The organism is Vibrio sp. R78045 (genome assembly GCF_042466085.1).
GTDB classification, from domain to species: domain Bacteria; phylum Pseudomonadota; class Gammaproteobacteria; order Enterobacterales; family Vibrionaceae; genus Vibrio; species Vibrio cyclitrophicus.
This window is the reverse complement of record NZ_JAXHBS010000008.1, coordinates 287313-305747: the sequence shown is the minus strand read 5'-3', so window position 1 is coordinate 305747 and position 18435 is coordinate 287313. Positions and strand designations below refer to the sequence as shown.

Sequence of the window (18435 nt, the reverse complement as noted above, 5' to 3'; positions counted from 1 at the left end):
AGTAGCGAGCTACTCTTTCACTTTCAATTATTCGTTTAATGCTGGATAAAGTTAGTCTTTTCCAACATGAAGGATTGCAAGGAAAGCTTCTTGAGGCAGTTCAACGTTACCGATCTGCTTCATACGCTTCTTACCTTCTTTTTGTTTCTTAAGAAGTTTCTTCTTACGACTGATATCACCACCATAACATTTTGCGATTACGTTCTTACGCAGTTGTTTCACTGTAGAACGAGCAATGATGTGGTTACCAATCGCTGCTTGAATCGCGATATCGAACATCTGACGAGGGATGAATTCTTTCATCTTCTCTACCAGTAGACGACCACGAGACTGGGCAATATCTTTATGCGTAATGATCGCTAATGCATCAACGGTTTCGCCATTCAGCAATACGTCGACACGTACCATGTTTGATGGCTCGTAGCGTTGGAAGTTGTAATCCAATGATGCGTAACCGCGAGACGTTGACTTCAGACGGTCGAAGAAGTCTAGAACGACTTCTGCCATAGGAAGATCATACGTCACAGCAACTTGGTTACCGTGGTAAACCATGTCGACTTGTACGCCACGCTTCTCAACACACAGTGTAATTACGTTACCTAGGTAATCAGAAGGTACCAGAATATTACAGCGTGCAATTGGTTCGCGAATTTCTTCTAGGTCATTAACTGCTGGCAGTTTAGCCGGGCTATCAACGTACAGAACCGTTTTATCTGTTTTTACAACTTCATATACTACTGTTGGTGCAGTCGTAATTAGGTCTAGGTCGTATTCACGCTCTAAACGCTCTTGAATGATCTCCATGTGAAGCATTCCTAAGAAGCCACAACGGAAACCAAAACCAAGTGCTGCTGAACTTTCTGGTTCGTAGAACAACGATGCATCGTTCAGGCTTAATTTGCCTAGCGCGTCACGGAAGTTCTCGTAGTCATCAGATGATACAGGGAATAGGCCTGCATATACCTGAGGTTTCACTTTTTGGAAACCAGGTAGACGTTCAGTGCTGCCGCCTTTAGCAAGCGTCAACGTATCACCAACCGGTGCACCTAGGATGTCTTTAATACCACAAACAACCCAACCTACTTCGCCAGTATTTAGCTCAGTGGTGTCGATTTGCTTAGGAGTAAAGATACCTAGACGATCAACACCCCAAACTTGGTCTGTCGACATAACTTTAATCTTGTCGTTCTTCTTCAGTTTACCGTTTTTAATACGAACCAAAGAAACAACACCAAGGTAGTTATCGAACCAAGAGTCAATGATCAGTGCTTGTAACGGCGCTTCAGGATCACCTTCCGGTGGCGGGATTGCCGTCACGATGTTCTCTAAAACGTCGTCGACACCCAAACCTGTTTTCGCAGAACAGCGAGTCGCTTCCATCGCATCGATACCAACGATCTCTTCGATTTCTTCTGCAACACGTTCTGGTTCAGCTGCAGGTAAGTCAATCTTATTCAAGATTGGCACTACTTCCAGTTCCATTTCAATCGCGGTGTAACAGTTAGCTAGAGTCTGAGCTTCAACACCTTGGCCAGCATCCACTACAAGAAGTGCGCCTTCACAAGCTGCTAGAGAACGAGATACTTCGTAAGAAAAGTCTACGTGTCCAGGAGTGTCGATAAAGTTAAGTTGGTAAGTTTCACCATCTTTAGCTTTATAATCTAAAGTCACACTCTGCGCTTTAATTGTAATACCACGCTCGCGTTCTATATCCATAGAATCGAGGACTTGAGCTGCCATCTCACGTTCACTTAATCCTCCACAAACTTGGATTAAGCGGTCAGAAAGGGTCGACTTACCGTGGTCGATGTGGGCGATAATCGAAAAATTACGAATGTGCTTCATAGGCTTGGTGTGACTAAACTCTTTGAATAGGGATAATAAGAAAGCCGCGACACGTCCAATCTAGATTCAGCATTGGTGGCGGCATTTCAATCAAGTTGGCAGATTCTACCCAATTTAAGGGCAAGAAGCATCATAAATTAGACGAGAGACTCACCTAGAATTCGAATCAATACGACTTCTTGCTTGGATTTGTCTTCCATAGGTTTGGCCAACCGCTTCGCTAAGGCAATCCCACCAGCAGTAAACAGCGCTGCACTGAGTATGACTATCCCCTCGCCCCCTTGGAGCAAGGGTTGTAACAAGAGTTGTCCAAAACCAGCACCAATCATCAACATGAAAAGTGGGATGAGATAAACGATCGCAGCCGACTGAAGTAGGCTTTTTTCTGGAAAGCCAATTTCTACAATTTGTCCTGCTTTGACTAAACTTTTGGTTTTAAGCTGCCAAAACAAAGATTTATTGCCAACAGCCTTAGTCACAATACCCGTGCCGCAGCTTTTTTGAGAAGAGCAACTGCTACAACTAGTTTGTTGTTCACAGCTCAGCTGAACAAAATATTGCTTACCTGTTCGTTCGACCGAGCTAACGGTCGCTAACGCGGTCATCATTGCGTTGACACCTGTTTGTTGAACGTCACAGATTGAGCTACACGTTTGGCGGTTTCTGGCGGAATATCACCAACGACAGAGATTTCTTTATCGCCAATCACTAAGCTGTGTAAGGTTCTGCGCCCTTGGCGTACCAATTGCCCTTTCAATGAATGCTCATCTTTATCGGCGATATACACAGAAAAGCTAAACAACCCATCACTAAACAGCTGACTTTCGACCATTTTATCGGTCGCTGCCATTTGATAACGACTAAGCTCTTTTGACTTAAACCCTTCCGGAATCCAGGCAGCTTGCCAGTTAGTTTCGCTCACAAGACCTTCTGGCAGTGATAGAACCTTAGGTAACTGAGCTTGATTCAAGCCTCCCATAGCCTCGGCAATCTTGTCACTCACCACGAAAGAGATGGTGCGGTACTGTTCAAGCACTTCGCCATCACGGTCAAGAAGGTCTGCACGCAATGGAAGGCTCGTTTTTTCATCAACCCAAACCACGTAAGAGTAACGAAGGCCGTCTTTCGGCACGACACGTAGGACTTGAGTGGTGCTGCCCGCCTCACGAGAACGTCCAACTTTTACAAAGTCGTAGAACTGATTAAGAGATTCGATATCTCGATTAATCATTGGAATAACAGGTGCAACCATACTGCCAGACTGAATAGTAAAAGGCTCTGTTCCCGGTTCGATATAGCTAACTTCATTGCCACGTCGAATGACTTCACGAACAGGGCCACTCAGATAAACAAGGTGTGCAAGTTGTTGGTCGTCTTTAACTGCATGTCGATAAACCAGAGGTTCGATACTGCTCTTCTTTATCAATATGTAGGAGAGTTCGTAATTTAGATGCTGACTGGCCTCGTTCATTTGATGTAACAATGCCTTTGCAGTAGTTTCCTCTGCAAAGGCTGTTGGAGACATCAAGCTGAACAGTGTCAGTGCACTGACCAGGATTTTCTTCATTCAATGTCCGATTCTAGATGTGCATCTTGCATTGGCGATGCATCACTGTTTAATCTTAGTTGTAGCTCATAATCTTCTAGCATTGCATGAACGCGTTTACGCTGCTCTTGCAAGTTAGCTTCAGATGCAGGCTTTTCAACAGAGTCACGAGTCAAGCTTACTGGTTCAGCAGAGCCCGCAAATGGAATCGTTTGTAGCACAGGCAACTGTTCTGGTGCTGCTGGATCGCTACCACCATATTGCTGAACACCTAGAACAACGGCCAGAGAAACACACGCTGCCACGGCAACTTGTCCAAACTGTTGTAACCACGCAGGAAGCTGACGCTTCGCTTGCTGAGGTTTGGGCTGCTCTTCAATTGGAGTAACAGCCGGTTCTAAATTCACTTGGTGCAGATTCGACATTGAACCATGAGCAGGCTCATTATCAAGCGCTGCCGCAACACTGTTAGCAATGTTCCACTCTGGAGTTTCTGGCGCATCCCCACGCATAACATCACCAATTAAATGGTAACTCTGCCAGGTATCCATGCTTTCTTGATCAGATTCTAAGTCTACTATGAGAGCTTTATCGATCGTTTCACCATCCATGAGTGCCGAAAGCTTTTCTTTATCAGCCATTATTTTCACCATAATTATTACAAGTTCTAGCGTTGCAAAAGAGGCTTAATTTTCTTTTCCACCGCTTCACGAGCTCGGAAAATACGCGAACGTACGGTTCCTACAGGGCAATCCATTACTTCTGCAATCTCTTCGTAGCTCAAACCTTCAAGCTCACGTAACGTCATTGCAGTTTTTAAGTCTTCTGGTAACGCTTCAATCGCTCCAAAAACGACTTGTTTCAATTCTTTTGACAGCGTTAAGTTCTCAGGGTTCGATATTTCTTTTAAAGCGCTGCCTGTTTCGTAATATTCTGCATCTTCTGCATCTACATCTGTTGCTGGCGGCCTACGGCTTTGGGCAACAATATGATTTTTAGCGGTGTTCACGGCAATTCGGTACAGCCATGTATAGAAGGCACTCTCGCCACGAAAGTTAGGTATCGCGCGGTAAGCTTTAATAAAAGCTTCTTGTGCTACATCAGGTACATCACCGGAATTATTCACGTATCGAGAGATAAGATTACAAACTTTGTTTTGATACTTAACCACTAGTAAGTTAAATGCCTGCTTATCTCCACTCTGAACTCGCTCAATCAACACTTGATCGGTTAGCTGCTCGTTCATTCGAGCGGGTACTCCTATTGTTATAACCCTTACCTTCACAGATATGGGTACTAATTATGCGAAATGTAGTATTGACACCACCGTCTACAAGAGCACTATTGTGACTGAGCCAAATACCGAAAGTTCCAACTTTCTTAAAATTATTTGCCATTATTGTTTCACAATGTGATGTAATAAAAACAGCTATCCCTATAAATTTGGGGAAACTTGAGCAAAAGCAATGGTATTGAGCAATTAAATATTTCTAGATAGCTGTCTATATCTTGATTTTGCATAGCGTTTTAGGATGGCTCAAGGAAGATTATAACAGTCTTAGCGCATCTCCTAGAACAAGACAAAGTCAATTGAGAGTGGACAACTCGACTATAGCCCGGGATTGAATAAGTGTTATGAACGCAAACCGTGAACATCAGTGTGATGTATTAGTGGTAGGAAGTGGTGCGGCAGGCTTGTCATTAGCCTTACGTGTAGCTGAACATGCAAAAGTAATTGTATTGAGCAAAGGACCACGCAGCGAAGGATCGACGTATTACGCACAGGGTGGTATCGCCGCGGTGTTCGATGAGTCGGACAGTATTGAGTCTCACGTAGAAGATACTCAAATTGCTGGGGCTGGGTTATGTGAAGAAGATACCGTTCAATTCATTGCTGAAAATGCAAAAGAGTGTGTTCAGTGGCTGATTGATGGCGGCGTTCCATTTGATAAAGATGAGAACAGTACCGAAGGTCAACCGAAATACCACCTCACTCGTGAAGGTGGTCACAGCCACCGAAGAATTCTGCATGCGGCCGATGCCACTGGCATGGCGATGCAAACCTCACTACAAGATAACGTCAATAATCACCCAAACATCGAGATCTTCGAGCGCCACAATGCACTTGATTTGATCACTGAAGATAAAGTTGGTGGTTCAAAAGACAAGGTTATCGGTGCCTACATCTGGAACCGTAACCAAGAACACGTGGAAACCGTGCGCGCTAAATTTGTTGTACTAGCAACTGGCGGCGCTTCAAAGGTTTATCAATACACGTCTAACCCAGATGTTTCTTCAGGTGATGGTATTGCTATCGCTTGGCGCGCGGGTTGTCGAGTAGCAAACCTTGAATTCAACCAATTCCACCCAACTTGCTTGTTCCACCCAGAAGCACGTAACTTCTTGCTAACGGAAGCACTGCGTGGTGAAGGCGCTTACTTGCGTCGCCCAGATGGTTCTCGTTTCATGAAGGACTTCGATGAGCGCGGTGAACTGGCGCCTCGCGATGTAGTCGCTCGTGCGATTGACTTCGAAATGAAGCGCCTAGGTGCTGACTGCATGTATGTCGATATCAGCCACAAGCCTGAAGATTTCATCACAACGCACTTCCCAATGATCCACACTCGCTTGATGGACCTTGGTATCGACATGACCAAAGAGCCTATCCCGATAGTGCCTGCAGCGCACTACACTTGTGGTGGTGTCATGGTCAATAAGCAAGGTCAAACTGACCTAACCAATCTATATGCTATTGGTGAAGTGAGCTATACCGGCCTACACGGTGCGAACCGTATGGCTTCTAACTCACTGCTTGAATGTGTGGTTTACGCCTGGGCTGCAGCCAAAGACATCGTTGAAAACATCGATCAGTCTCAGCTTTGTGCTGAACTGCCAGCATGGGATGAAAGCCAAGTCACCAACAGTGATGAAGAAGTTATCATTCAACATAACTGGCACGAACTACGCCTGTTCATGTGGGATTACATGGGCATTGTTCGAACCGATAAACGACTAGAGCGAGCTTTACGTCGTATCCAAATGTTGCAACAAGAAACTCATGAGTACTACAGCTACTTTAAGGTTTCAAATAACCTGCTAGAGCTGCGTAACTTATTACAAGTTGCTGAACTGATGGTGCGTTGTGCGATGCAGCGTAAAGAGAGTCGCGGTTTACACTACACATTGGATTACCCTGAGCTTGCAAAAGACAGTGGCCCAACGATTCTGACGCCAGAGAAAAACCAGTCATAATCATTATTTAAAAGCGACTAGTGAATCAATTATTTAACTAAACGCAATCAAACGAAAAGGAGCCTAGTGCTCCTTTTTCTTTTTATCGAGTGTTCTCATTAACCTCATGCGGTCGTTGTAAGTTCGTCAGAAAATGGCGATATTCACGTTCGCAACAGCTATCACGCCAAAGCAGTACCGAGTGCCCACATTCGAATTTTAACTTAACGAAAAACTGTGCCCAGGTCTTATCGACTGACTTTAATTTGTAGGATTGATCATTCAGGCGAATCTCACCATCTTCTTTGTAATCAAAGTATCCATGTGCGGTATTAAGGATCACATGATCGGATCTAAACAAGCTGAAAATTAGAGATAAACAATAGAGAGCGACAACGAGCGGAATAGAAGATAGGACAATGAAAAACAAAAGGCACCCAAAAATAGTGCCTTTTGCAAATAATGCGAAATACGAAGGGTTAAGCTGAAGCTTAACGAACCTTGCTGAGGTTGTGTGCGACAATTTTATCAACCATTGATGCATGGCCTAGGTTTTCACTGCGTCCGTGTCCCATCACCCAAGTAAACAAATCTGGGTCATCACACTCAAGTAGAGAAACAAACTCACGCTGTTCCTGCTCTTGCAATGAATCAAAACACTCTTCAAAAAATGGCATGATGACAACATCAAGTTCTAACATGCCACGACGGCAACCCCATTTAATTCGTGCTTTCTGCTCTGCAGTGTACATTGGCTATCCTCACCTATAATTTTTCTTTCTCGGAGTGTAACAAGTCATACGCTCTGCAACTACTATGTGAGTCACAGTCCCTATCTAAGCTCACAAAAAAACCTAGGCTGACAAAGAAACAGAACCGGATTAACATAGAGCCAAATAAAATTCTTAGGAAAGATAAAATGGATTGGAAAAACACATTTCAGCCGCTCGCTCATACGCAAAATGAATCGCTTCCAGAACTGATGATGACACACGTGTCGGATTGGAGCGCAATTACCATGATAGGCGATGACAAAAAATCATACCTACAAGGTCAAGTTACATGCGATGTCGTCACTCTTCCTAATGATGAATCTACATTAGGTGCACATTGTGATGCGAAAGGGAAGGTATGGAGTATCTTTCGTTTGTTCCACCACAACGGTGGCTACGCACTCATGCAGCCTAAATCTGCGATTGAAGTAGAGCTCGTTGAAATCAAAAAGTACGCGGTGTTCTCTAAGGTCGATATCGAGCAAACGTCTGACGTTGTTATCGGTGTGATGGGTGCGTCTGCTAATCAATACATTGATTCCATTTCAGAAAGCCAAGGTAATGTACGTGCTATCTCTGGTGGTACGGCTGTTCTAGTATCAGATAACCGCTGGGCTCTACTTGTTACAGAAGAAGCCGCTGAAGCCTTGGTATCAAACAGCGCTGCGGAGAAAGTATCAGAAGCGCTATGGCAGTATCATGAAATTCTTGATGCTCAGCCTAACCTATCGAAAGCAGAGCAAAACGAACACATTCCTCAAGCACTTAACCTGCAAGCGATTGGCGGTATCAGCTTTTCAAAAGGCTGCTACACAGGTCAAGAAACGGTTGCTCGTGCTAAGTATCGTGGCATGAACAAGCGTGAAATGCGTATTGTTTCAGGAACGACTTCAGATGTACTGTCTCTTGAGAATACGATTGAACTAGAACGCAGTGTGGGTGAAAACTGGCGTGGTGCAGGTCGACTATTAAACGTGTATCAATTTGCTGATAACTACGCGATTGGTTTGATGGTGCTACCAAACAACCTTGATGACGATGTTCAGCTTCGATTGACAGCACAACCTGACCAAGTGTGGAACATTCTGCCACTGCCTTACAGCCTTGACGAAGAGTGACCACGTGGAAACACTGATAACACAATGGTTAGATCAACAGCAGGTGGACTATCGCCTGCTGATGCAAAGCAAACCAACCACCAGCATTGAAGAGACAGCGCAAGAACGAAGCATCGATGCCTCTCAAATGGTCAAGTGCATCCTGCTCAAGGATATGGGAAACCAGTATGCGTTAGCTTGTATTGCTGGTGATCGCCCTATCGACCCGAAGAAAGTACGCTCGGTACTGAATTGCCGTCGAATGACCTGCGTATCACTGAAAGATGTTGAAGCCATCACCGGCTTTAAAGCTGGATGTGTCGGGCCGATTGCTCTGAAGAGACACATGCCGATCATTTTTGATCCTTCCATTCAAAAAAACTCGACCGTTACTATTAGCTCCGGTGACCGAATGGCTGGAGTTGCGCTGAATCCCAATGATCTAATGGCACTTTGTGCACCAATCGTTGCAGACATCAGTCGATGATCTTTTCGATCGCGCCTTCGCTCTCAAACTTAACTACAACTTTGCATTGAGTACATTTTTAGTGTGAAGTTTGTCATAAGAAGAGCACTGTAGTAGTAAATATTTAATCAAAATAAAAGCATAAGTAGTCACAGAGGTGAATTTGCGTTATTGTGGGTTTACTGACTCGCCTTAAGGCAAATCAGTACAAGTGAATCCACTGAGTAACATCAGTATCCACTTTTGTGTAATGCATCTGTGACTATTCGCCCGTTTTAGACGGGCTTTTTTTATACTTAAAATTTACAATTTGATTACACAAACAAAAAAATCCCGCCTATTCTTATACTTGTAACATTACCACTGCTTAATACCGGACAGGAAAGTTCACAGCAGTTCACTACTCAGTATTATTTTGGGGAGGAGCTCACGTAAAAATAGATATTTACTGAAGAAAGTGCTTAGAGCAGCACAAATATCTAATTCACGTTAACTCTACTGCATATAACTCCATACTTGTCACACTTATTATCTCGGAGTTTTTCTATAATATGCAGGCTAGGTAAATATAAGGATAATTTAGAATGAGACTGTTTAAGCGCTATACACCGGGTATGATTGCTAAACATGTAAGTCGACTTTTCAAAGGACGAATCTACATTTACGGCGTAGGAAAATTTGAGTTTGATAACGGTAAACTAGTGCTGCCAGATCGAGCAGAAAAACGTCACTTTCAAACTGTGAAAGAGATAAATAGTGAAATTATGAAACTGCGCTGCGCATACGCATGATCTGATTACCTAAAGAATTAAAAACAAAAAGGGTTGGCATTATGCCAACCCTTTTTTCGTGTTTGTGATGCAATGACTAAAATCTTCTATTTGCTATCAACAATGACTCGTCGTGCGCGACTATCGTTGCGATACGGGACGTTTGGCTAAATCAGGAAGATTACCTGATAAGCCAAGTGCCCGCTTCATGATTTCATCTTTCGCGCCAGGCAGTTGACCCGCTAGCTTCATACCGATGCCACGAATCAACTTCTTGGCTGGATTATCGCCTTCAAACAGATCTTTAAAGCCCTGCATTGAAGCAATCATTTTCGCCGCCTCTGCTTTTCTCCAGCGCTCATAACCACGAAGATTGCGCTTGGTACCAATATCCTCACCAGCACCCCATAACGTTAATAGCTCTTGCGCTAAGCTTGCTGCGTCTAATAGGCCAAGGTTCACGCCTTGCCCTGCTAACGGGTGAATCGTATGAGCAGCATCACCCACCAAAGCAACACGCTCTACAGCAAAGTCACGTGCATAACGCATGCGCAGAGGGAAGGCAAAACGATCACCAACCACTTCGCATAAGCCAAGTTTTGAGTCAAATTCAGCAGTCAGTTGCTTGTTAAAATCAGCATCTGACATTGATACAAGCTTCTCTGCACGATTAGGATCCGTTGACCAAACAATCGAACTCATATGGCTTGGCTGCATTGGTAGGAATGCCAAAGGCCCTTGTGGTGTGAATATCTGACGAGCAACGCTGTGATGCGGCTCTGTGGTCTTGATATTCGCGACAATCGCACTGTGGCCGTAATCCCAATGTGTCAGAGGGATGTCTTGCTGCTTACGAACCCAAGAATTTGCGCCGTCCGCTCCAACGACCAACTTGGCTGTCAGTGCTTGTCCATTATCTAATGTTAACCATGCTTCGCTTTCACCAATCGCCATCGTTTTGCAGATTGCAGGCATGTATAGGCTAACGTTGTCTTGCTTCTTAACCTGCTCAAGCAAAGCTAATTGGATCACACGGTTTTCAACAATGTGGCCAAGATTAGGCTGAGCCAAGCGCGTTGAATCAAACTCAATGCGAGCAAAGCTGTCTTGTTCCCATACTTCCATCGCTTGGTAAGGTGCAGCGCGCCTTTGTTCAATGCCTTGCCATGCGCCTAAATTACGAAGAATCAATTCGCTCGAACGACTCAGAGCCGAAACTCGAACATCAGGTAATTCACTAAGCCCTTCGCTAGGTGCCTTGCCTTCAATAACAGCAATTCTTAAGTCACTGTCTTTCAGTGCTGCAGCGAGTGCTAAACCAACCATGCCACCGCCAACAATGGCGATATCAACACTTTGCATCATTATTTTTCTACCTTATCTTTCTACTAGGCCAAGCGTATGACGCAAAAGTGGACCTTTAAGAGGTGGGAGGTTATCGATGACAGCTAACCCAAGATTTCGCCCAATACGAGCAGTCAAAAAATCGTTTGAAAACAGGTGGACTAGGCTTGATGTCAGCGTTATCGTGGTATCTCTGTCTTGTTCTCTACGCTTTCTAAAGTTAACAAGACCGGTATAACGACCCACGTCATCCAATTGAGAACACAGCTCTTCAGCTAATGAAGCGACGTCACGAATACCGAGGTTAAAACCTTGCCCGGCAATCGGGTGAAGAGTTTGAGCTGCATTACCTATAATCGCGAATCGATGAGAAATATTTTGTTGGCGGTGGCGAAGAATCAATGGGTAGTTAGCACGCTTGCCTACCTTCTTTAATCGGCCAAGTCGCCAACCAAAGTCATTCTGCAACTGCTCAAGAAATTCGTCATCGTTTAAAGCCATAACTTGATGTGCTTGTTCCGGTGACAAACACCAAACCAGCGACAAACGGTTGTCATTCATCGGTAATAGAGCGACGGGCCCATGATGAGTAAAACGCTCAAATGCTCGACCTTGATGGGGTTCACTCGCCACAATATTAGCAATCACAGCGACTTGCTCAAAGTCATGTTCACTCAATGGTATATTCAGTTGCTGGCAACAGGTTGAGATAGCACCATCAGCAGCAACCAATAATTTGGTTGTGACTGTCTTTCCACTTGTCAGTTCAATGGTAGTTAGTGCTTCATCACGTACCACGTTACTGACAGACTCAGGGCAAAGCATCGTAATTGTGGCTTCTGATTCAAGCTTTTGCTGATAGATTCGCCCCACATCCGCCAATTCAACCACATAGCCAAGTGCATCTACCGCAAGCTCTTCACTGTAGATATCTGTCATTCCGGCATGACTTCGATCCGATACGTGAATATCTTTAATCGGAGTCGCAACCGGAGCAATAGCTTGCCACAAGTGCAAAGAATCGAGGATCTGTACCGTGCCATAAGACAAAGCAATCGAACGAGAATCAAACCCTGGATGAGCTTGATGGTTAACCTGATAAGGCTCCACTACCGCAATCGACAAGGAACCTTGACTTAATTGGTTCAGAGCAAGAGCTAACGTAGCCCCTGCCATTGCACCACCAGCAATTACAACATCATACTGAGCCATCATAACCTCAAACCGACAAACGGATTAATGAATGGTTGGAGCCACATCTTCAGATGGGCGAGCACCGAATTCAGCATGAATTGTCAATGCACACGCTTTTACGTGCTCAATAACATGCTCTAGCAACTGTGCTTGCTCTTCTAGATCATCTTCTTCGTCGATACCGAGCTTTGCCATCTCTTCAAGATCAGCTAATGCTTCTTTAGTACCGTCAGACGCTTTGTTTAATTGAGCGCCAACCAGACCTAAACCAGAAATAAAGTGGTTAATCCAGTCAGAAACGCCATCCGCCAAATCAAACAAGCTTGCACTTGCATCTTCATCAGGCAGCAACATAGATAGTTCCATACCTGAACCTGTGATTTCACTGGTCGTTACTTTTAGTGTCGCTTCCGCTAATGTCAAAGCACGATCTGGCCATCCCATACCTTCGTTGGTGTAATCAAAGATAAGTGGTTGCCAGCTTTTATCTGTTAGGTTTAAGCCTCCGCTCAACATACCCGTTAATAAACCATGCATCTCAGCAGGGGTTACGGCTAGACTTGCCGATTGAAGTTCAGTCGCAACCGTTAGGTAGTCAGGTAAAGTAGTTTCGCTCATCAGATAGCTCGCTCAGTTATTCTTTATATCGATAGTTTAATCGTACCACTTCACCCCAATTCTGGTAAGCATCGATCCTGAGCAATTGAAGGATGACTGACTACCAATTGTTCAATTTGCTGAATTACTGTGTGCTCAAGCTCTCATTTACAAACAGTCACTCTGAAAAGCTTGAATCTTAATAGCGGTTTACCTATAGTTTCTCCCTCAGAGGAGATTGCTTCCTCATCGGTACTTGCACTTTTTCTTTTAAAAAAAATGATAAAGAGCAGCAGCCTTAAAAATAGCGCGTTAAAGAGTTCATCCATCATGAGTAATCAAGCGGTAGACGTTGAAATATTAGGAAAACTGACTCGAGTGAATTGTCCCCCAGGGCAAGAAGAGTCATTGATTGCAGCGGCGGCCGATCTTGATAATCGATTGAAAGAGATGGCTGAACGTACTAAGGTAACCAATGAAGTGAAGCTGCTAACGATTGCAGCTCTGAATATTTGCTACGAATTACAAACCAAGAAGTTTGAAGCAAATGACGAACAAAACGCACTGACCGAGCGAATGGAACAGCTCACGACATCACTTTCAGATGTTCTCAGTAAAGTTAAGCACGGACAGCAATAGCGTACACAAAATTTACCCTGGAGTGTTTGTCAGAGGATTCACGTCCCCGAGCCGATAAGCAATCCCTAAGGGTTAGTACTTGAGTGCTATTGAGCATGCTCGGCCTGACCGAGAAGCCTACGGTAATCATTGCTGATCCGCCTTGAACTCGCTGGTTCAAGGGCCATCTATTCTCAACGGCACTTTGGGGTATCCCTTCTTATGAAGACGCTCACACGCAGCGAATTTCGCAAACAGATCCGTATCAAACGCAATGCCTTATCTGGCGAACAACAAACTCAATCCGGTATCGACTTAGTAAAGCAATGTTCTCAACTCAATGAGATTCAGTCAGCTCAACATATTGCCCTCTATATCTCCATTGATGGCGAACTCGATACTCAGCCTTTAGTCGAATGGTTATGGGCGCAAGGTAAGCAAACTTATTTACCAGTATTACACCCCTTCTCTGCCGGACATCTTCTGTTCCTGCACTACTCGCCAACCACACCCACTGTGTTGAATAAATACGGTATTGTCGAACCTCAGCTCAATAAATTGCTCGTTAAGCCGTGCCAACAACTAGACCTTATTCTTACGCCCCTTGTCGGCTTTGACTCCCATGGCCATCGCCTAGGTATGGGCGGCGGATATTACGATCGCACCTTGGCGAAGTGGTTCGAGACAGGGGAAGGCGCAACTCCCATTGGTTTAGCTCATGATTGCCAGCATGTTGATACCCTACCGATTGAAGAATGGGACATTCCGTTACCTAAAATCGTGACTCCGAGTAAAACTTGGCAATGGGAAAACAACCATTAAAGCGCTATAATCGCGCCGCAAACGTTAACCTCGATATATAAACGTTAACTTCAATACGCGAACGATTAATTCAAAGCGCAAGACCTTATTCAGGAGAATGGCATGACTCAAGATGAAATGAAAAAAGCAGCTGGCTGGGCAGCACTTCAATATGTTGAAGAAGGCAGCATTGTCGGCGTAGGTACTGGCTCTACAGTAAATCACTTCATCGACGCACTTGGCACAATGAAAGACAAAATCAAAGGTGCGGTTTCAAGCTCTGTAGCCTCTACTGAAAAATTAGAAGCACTAGAAATCAAAGTTTTTGAGTGCAACGACGTGTTCAAACTAGACATCTATGTCGACGGCGCAGATGAGATTAACGGTTCACGTGACATGATCAAAGGCGGCGGCGCTGCACTGACCCGTGAAAAAATCGTAGCGGCGATCTCTGATAAGTTTATTTGTATTGTTGACGGTACTAAAGCCGTTGATGTATTGGGTAAATTCCCACTGCCTGTTGAAGTTATCCCGATGGCACGTTCATACGTTGCACGTGAACTAGTAAAACTTGGTGGTGACCCAGTTTACCGCGAAGGCTGCACAACCGATAACGGCAATGTGATCTTAGATGTTTACGGCATGGCCATCGAAAATCCAAAACAACTGGAAGATATCATCAATGGTATCGCAGGTGTGGTGACGGTTGGTCTTTTTGCTCACCGTGGTGCTGATGTGGTAATCACTGGCACACCTGAAGGTGCAAAAATCGAAGAATAAATAATAGAAAATTGAGTTTTTCTGTTACTTCATTACATACGGTGCCCAAGGGCGCCGTTTTTTTTGCTTTCTGTCTGTAAAATTATGTCTTATTCCGTAATTTTCTTACCCAAAACATTTTTTTTTTGTTACTTTATTGTTCAGAAGACGCACAGGGAAAACGTTTGTCTCCTGACAAAGTGGTGAATTTGTTCCCCTTTCAGCCATTTTGTAGCACGTGCGCCGCATTTGCCCAACCTTTCCATTTTAAGGACGAGAACAATGGCCAAAGTTTCACTGGAAAAAGAAAAGATTAAAATTCTACTTCTGGAAGGTCTTCACCCTTCTTCTGTAGAAGTACTGCAAGCCGCTGGTTACACAAATATTGAGTACCATAAAGGCTCGCTACCTGAAGATGAACTTCTTGAAGCAGTTAAAGATGCTCATTTCATTGGTATCCGTTCTCGCACAAACATCTCCCAAGAAGTGATTGATGCAGCTGAAAAGCTAGTTGCAGTCGGTTGTTTCTGTATTGGTACTAACCAAGTCAATCTTCAAGCGGCAGCAAAACGCGGTATTCCTGTTTTCAATGCTCCGTTCTCAAACACTCGAAGCGTGGCTGAGCTGGTTCTTGGCCAGGTTCTACTACTATTACGTGGTATTCCTGAAAAGAACGCACTTGCTCACCGCGGCATTTGGAAAAAGAGTGCCGATAACTCAAACGAAGCTCGTGGTAAGCGTCTCGGTATTATTGGTTACGGCCACATTGGTACTCAGCTGGGGATTATTGCGGAAAACCTTGGCATGCGCGTTTACTTTTACGATATTGAAAACAAACTATCTCTAGGTAACGCAACTCAAGTCCATACCATGACTGAATTGCTGAATAAGTGTGACGTGATCTCTTTACACGTACCTGAAACCAATGAAACGAAGAACATGATGGGTAAAGAAGAGTTCGAGCGCATGAAGCCTGGCTCTATCTTTATCAATGCAGCACGCGGTACTGTAGTCGATATTCCGGCTCTGTGTGGCGCTCTAGATTCTGGTCACCTTTCAGGTGCAGCAATTGATGTATTCCCAACAGAACCAAAAACCAATGCCGACCCATTTGAGTCGCCATTGATGCAATTCGATAACGTGATTCTTACTCCTCATGTAGGTGGTTCAACACAAGAAGCACAAGAGAATATCGGTGTAGAAGTTGCAGGTAAGTTGGCTAAATACTCAGATAACGGTTCAACACTATCAAGCGTTAACTTCCCAGAGGTATCATTGCCACTGCATACAGGTACTTCTCGCCTACTTCACATTCACGAAAACCGCCCAGGAATCCTAACTCAAATTAATACCATCTTCGCTGAAGAAGGGATTAACATCGCAGGTCAGTACTTACAGACTGCAGCAGATATGGGTTATGTGGTTATTGATGTAGAAGCAAACCGTTCAGAAGAAGCACTGCTTAAGTTGAAAGAAATTGAAGGCACAATCCGCGCTCGTTTACTTCACTAATCATCGAATTAGATCTTAAGTAACAACAAAAAGGCTCTCACAATGAGAGCCTTTTTAGTATTTAGTCTACCGTAGGTAAATAGATCATGATGATCTAACGACTCTTTGAAGTACGCTCACTACTCTTCTAGTTGGTAGATCACATTCACTCGGTCACGAATGGTGATCGTCGAATCTTCATAAGAATTCGACTCGGTTCTTGCATCCATCGCCATTGAACGCATCAATACAGGCTGAGAAGATTGTGCGTTGTAATCTACGCGCCAAACGTCACCTAACTCTCGTTCAAAACCGCTCGCTAATGATTTGGCTTTTGATCTTGCATCTTTGATTGCTTCTAAACGCGCTTGCTCTTGATACTTAGCTTGGTCACGAACTTGAAGCTGGATGTTATCGATCTGGTTAATGCCCTGCCCAATAGCAATATCCATATACTCATTGAGATTTGCTAACTCATTCACTTGAACTGTCACATTACGTGAAGCTCTATAGCCCACCAATTCAGGCTTACCATCTTTAGGGTAATGGTACTGAGGCGATAAATAGAGGTTCGAGCTGTGCACACTCGCCTCATCTACACCAGCTTGATGCAGCTTGTTAAGAAAACCAGTCACCACTTTATCAACGGTATTTTTAGCCTGTTCAGCAGTCATCGTCGATTCTACGACTCTCACGGAAAATGTCGCCATATCTGGTGTTGCGATCACTTCACCGTAGCCCGTCGTTGAGATATGCGGAAAAGATGGCGAGTTAGCCAATGATGGAAAACTCACAGAACTCAACGCAACAGTAAGAGTAAGAGTAAGAGTAAGAGTAAGAGACGTTGCTAACATCTTTGGTACAAACTTCATTAGGTAGACCTATGCTGAACAAATGTTCTTTTATCATAGAGCAATTTGTAACATAACCAATCCCACGGAAGGACTTCTAACACAACTTTGACGCTGTAAAAACCAACAGCTTACTGAGGTAAGTGATTGTGGGTATAGCTTAATATCGCTTGAGATATCTCTTTTAATACCCCGCTCTCTAGTTGCCAATGGTGCCAATAGATTCGATAAGACAACAAAAAGCCGGGCGTAATATCGATCAATACACCGGACTCTAGCTCATCAATGATCTGCAATCGAGGGATCAAACAATAAGCAACACCTGACAGCGCCAAACGCACAAATGCTTCCGAGCTGCCGACCGTATGATTAATAACGCTGTCCCTTGGTACATTAAAATGATCATGCAAAAACTTCTTATGTAGATCATCGTATTGATCATAAGAAACAGCCGGAGCTTTACTGAGCGTTACGTAATTTACACCCTCAGAAAAATAGCGTTCATGGAAATCCGGACTAGATACACACACATAATCCATCCTACCCAGATAGTCTGCACTGCAGCCCGGAATCGCTTGGGACTCTAAACTGATCGCCCCTGCAACCTCACCGCTTTTAATCTTCTCAATGGTTCTCGATTCACCATGAATCGCAAGATTCAATTCAACCTGACGCGACGTCATTACATCCGATAATGCTGGTAACAACCAAGTTGCTAAGCTATCAGCGTTGGTTGCGATAGAGATCGATAATGGTTGAGAACCCTCTTCATTCATTAGCTCAGGTACAAGCTCATGCTCTAGTAAGCGAACTCGACGATATAAACCCAAAAGCTTTTTACCTGCCGGTGTCGGCCTTGGTGGATTTTCTCTCACTAAAGCCGGCTGTGCTATCCACTTTTCGAGCTGCTTGATACGCTGTGACACCGCTGATTGAGAAATATATAACTGCTCAGCGGCCCTTTCGAAACTGCGTTGTTTTACCACAGCATCGAGTGCTTCTATCCACTTATAGTCCAACCCACGCATCAACTTGCTTCCTTTTTAACCTAA

The 18435-nt window shown here is 44.2% G+C and carries 20 protein-coding genes and 1 other RNA gene; 9 read left to right on the top strand and 12 right to left on the bottom strand.

Going from position 1 to position 18435, the window contains the following annotated elements; genetic code table 11:
* Window positions 1–51: 51 nt before the first annotated feature.
* The 5 genes from lepA to rpoE form a co-directional block, all read right to left on the bottom strand.
* Window positions 52–1845 (bottom strand): translation elongation factor 4, encoded by a 1794-nt coding sequence (gene lepA, locus SJY39_RS03910; RefSeq protein WP_010435753.1) that lies wholly within the window; start codon window positions 1843–1845, stop codon window positions 52–54.
* A 137-nt stretch (window positions 1846–1982) separates the two neighbouring features.
* Window positions 1983–2453: a SoxR reducing system RseC family protein gene (locus SJY39_RS03905; protein WP_010435750.1), complete on the bottom strand. Its 471-nt coding sequence runs from the start codon at window positions 2451–2453 to the stop codon at window positions 1983–1985.
* The gene (gene rseB / locus SJY39_RS03900) at window positions 2450–3412 is read right to left on the bottom strand and encodes a sigma-E factor regulatory protein RseB (protein ID WP_016793495.1); all 963 of its coding nucleotides are present in this window, start codon (window positions 3410–3412) and stop codon (window positions 2450–2452) included. Before rseB ends, SJY39_RS03905 begins: the two co-directional genes overlap by 4 nt.
* Window positions 3409–4032, bottom strand: coding sequence for a sigma-E factor negative regulatory protein (locus tag SJY39_RS03895; RefSeq protein WP_010435744.1), 624 nt, complete (start codon window positions 4030–4032; stop codon window positions 3409–3411). Before SJY39_RS03895 ends, rseB begins: the two co-directional genes overlap by 4 nt.
* Before the next feature lie 26 nt (window positions 4033–4058).
* Window positions 4059–4637, bottom strand: a complete 579-nt coding sequence (gene rpoE / locus SJY39_RS03890) for an RNA polymerase sigma factor RpoE (RefSeq protein WP_008223963.1) — start codon at window positions 4635–4637, stop codon at window positions 4059–4061.
* Window positions 4638–5026: 389 nt separating this feature from the next.
* On the opposite strand from rpoE, the gene nadB reads away from it, so the two are divergent.
* Window positions 5027–6643 (top strand): L-aspartate oxidase, encoded by a 1617-nt coding sequence (gene nadB, locus SJY39_RS03885; RefSeq protein WP_010435737.1) that lies wholly within the window; start codon window positions 5027–5029, stop codon window positions 6641–6643.
* Window positions 6644–6725: 82 nt separating this feature from the next.
* Here nadB and SJY39_RS03880 read toward each other — a convergent pair whose 3' ends face one another.
* Both SJY39_RS03880 and SJY39_RS03875 read right to left on the bottom strand, forming a co-directional pair.
* On the bottom strand, window positions 6726–7166 hold the full coding sequence (locus tag SJY39_RS03880; RefSeq protein WP_315897535.1) for a protein YgfX: 441 nt from the start codon (window positions 7164–7166) through the stop codon (window positions 6726–6728).
* On the bottom strand, window positions 7114–7374 hold the full coding sequence (locus SJY39_RS03875; protein ID WP_004735374.1) for a succinate dehydrogenase assembly factor 2: 261 nt from the start codon (window positions 7372–7374) through the stop codon (window positions 7114–7116). Before SJY39_RS03875 ends, SJY39_RS03880 begins: the two co-directional genes overlap by 53 nt.
* Window positions 7375–7541: 167 nt before the next feature.
* Here SJY39_RS03875 and ygfZ point away from each other — a divergent pair, with 167 nt between their 5' ends.
* From ygfZ to SJY39_RS03860, 3 genes are all read left to right on the top strand, one after another.
* The gene (gene ygfZ, locus SJY39_RS03870; RefSeq protein WP_010435735.1) at window positions 7542–8513 is read left to right on the top strand and encodes a tRNA-modifying protein YgfZ; all 972 of its coding nucleotides are present in this window, start codon (window positions 7542–7544) and stop codon (window positions 8511–8513) included.
* A gap of 4 nt (window positions 8514–8517) precedes the next feature.
* Window positions 8518–8979 (top strand): aminoacyl-tRNA deacylase, encoded by a 462-nt coding sequence (locus tag SJY39_RS03865; RefSeq protein ID WP_016793496.1) that lies wholly within the window; start codon window positions 8518–8520, stop codon window positions 8977–8979.
* 563 nt (window positions 8980–9542) lie between these two features.
* Window positions 9543–9749 carry a DUF1107 domain-containing protein gene (locus SJY39_RS03860; protein WP_010435728.1) on the top strand — a complete coding sequence of 69 codons (207 nt, stop codon included), beginning with the start codon at window positions 9543–9545 and terminating at the stop codon, window positions 9747–9749.
* A 120-nt stretch (window positions 9750–9869) separates the two neighbouring features.
* On the opposite strand, the gene SJY39_RS03855 is transcribed toward SJY39_RS03860, so the two are convergent.
* Genes SJY39_RS03855 through SJY39_RS03845 form a run of 3 tightly spaced genes read right to left on the bottom strand, consistent with a single transcriptional unit; the run spans window position 9870 to window position 12884 of the window.
* Window positions 9870–11093, bottom strand: a complete 1224-nt coding sequence (locus SJY39_RS03855; protein WP_016788330.1) for an FAD-dependent 2-octaprenylphenol hydroxylase — start codon at window positions 11091–11093, stop codon at window positions 9870–9872.
* A 12-nt stretch (window positions 11094–11105) separates the two neighbouring features.
* Window positions 11106–12284 carry a 2-octaprenyl-6-methoxyphenyl hydroxylase gene (ubiH, locus tag SJY39_RS03850; RefSeq protein WP_010435721.1) on the bottom strand — a complete coding sequence of 393 codons (1179 nt, stop codon included), beginning with the start codon at window positions 12282–12284 and terminating at the stop codon, window positions 11106–11108.
* Between the two features lie 24 nt (window positions 12285–12308).
* Entirely contained in the window at window positions 12309–12884 is a 576-nt protein-coding gene (locus tag SJY39_RS03845; protein WP_010435718.1) for a YecA family protein, read from the bottom strand.
* A gap of 309 nt (window positions 12885–13193) precedes the next feature.
* Between SJY39_RS03845 and zapA the strand changes: the two genes are divergently transcribed.
* The 5 genes from zapA to serA all read left to right on the top strand — a co-directional run bounded on the left by zapA (window position 13194) and on the right by serA (window position 16553).
* Complete coding sequence (gene zapA, locus SJY39_RS03840; RefSeq protein ID WP_004735366.1) at window positions 13194–13502, top strand: cell division protein ZapA; 309 nt, start codon at window positions 13194–13196, stop codon at window positions 13500–13502.
* A gap of 11 nt (window positions 13503–13513) precedes the next feature.
* Window positions 13514–13697, top strand: a non-coding RNA gene (ssrS, locus tag SJY39_RS03835) — 6S RNA.
* 6 nt (window positions 13698–13703) lie between these two features.
* Window positions 13704–14303, top strand: a complete 600-nt coding sequence (locus SJY39_RS03830) for a 5-formyltetrahydrofolate cyclo-ligase (protein ID WP_016788329.1) — start codon at window positions 13704–13706, stop codon at window positions 14301–14303.
* 102 nt (window positions 14304–14405) lie between these two features.
* On the top strand, window positions 14406–15062 hold the full coding sequence (gene rpiA / locus SJY39_RS03825) for a ribose-5-phosphate isomerase RpiA (RefSeq protein WP_009847664.1): 657 nt from the start codon (window positions 14406–14408) through the stop codon (window positions 15060–15062).
* 261 nt (window positions 15063–15323) lie between these two features.
* A complete protein-coding gene (serA, locus tag SJY39_RS03820; RefSeq protein ID WP_010435707.1) occupies window positions 15324–16553 on the top strand; it encodes a phosphoglycerate dehydrogenase in 1230 nt (409 codons plus the stop codon).
* A gap of 119 nt (window positions 16554–16672) precedes the next feature.
* Here serA and SJY39_RS03815 read toward each other — a convergent pair whose 3' ends face one another.
* Both SJY39_RS03815 and SJY39_RS03810 read right to left on the bottom strand, forming a co-directional pair.
* Window positions 16673–17404 (bottom strand): oxidative stress defense protein, encoded by a 732-nt coding sequence (locus SJY39_RS03815; RefSeq protein WP_016796667.1) that lies wholly within the window; start codon window positions 17402–17404, stop codon window positions 16673–16675.
* Window positions 17405–17514: 110 nt separating this feature from the next.
* Window positions 17515–18411 carry a LysR family transcriptional regulator ArgP gene (locus SJY39_RS03810; protein ID WP_016793497.1) on the bottom strand — a complete coding sequence of 299 codons (897 nt, stop codon included), beginning with the start codon at window positions 18409–18411 and terminating at the stop codon, window positions 17515–17517.
* Window positions 18412–18435 lie beyond the last annotated feature (24 nt).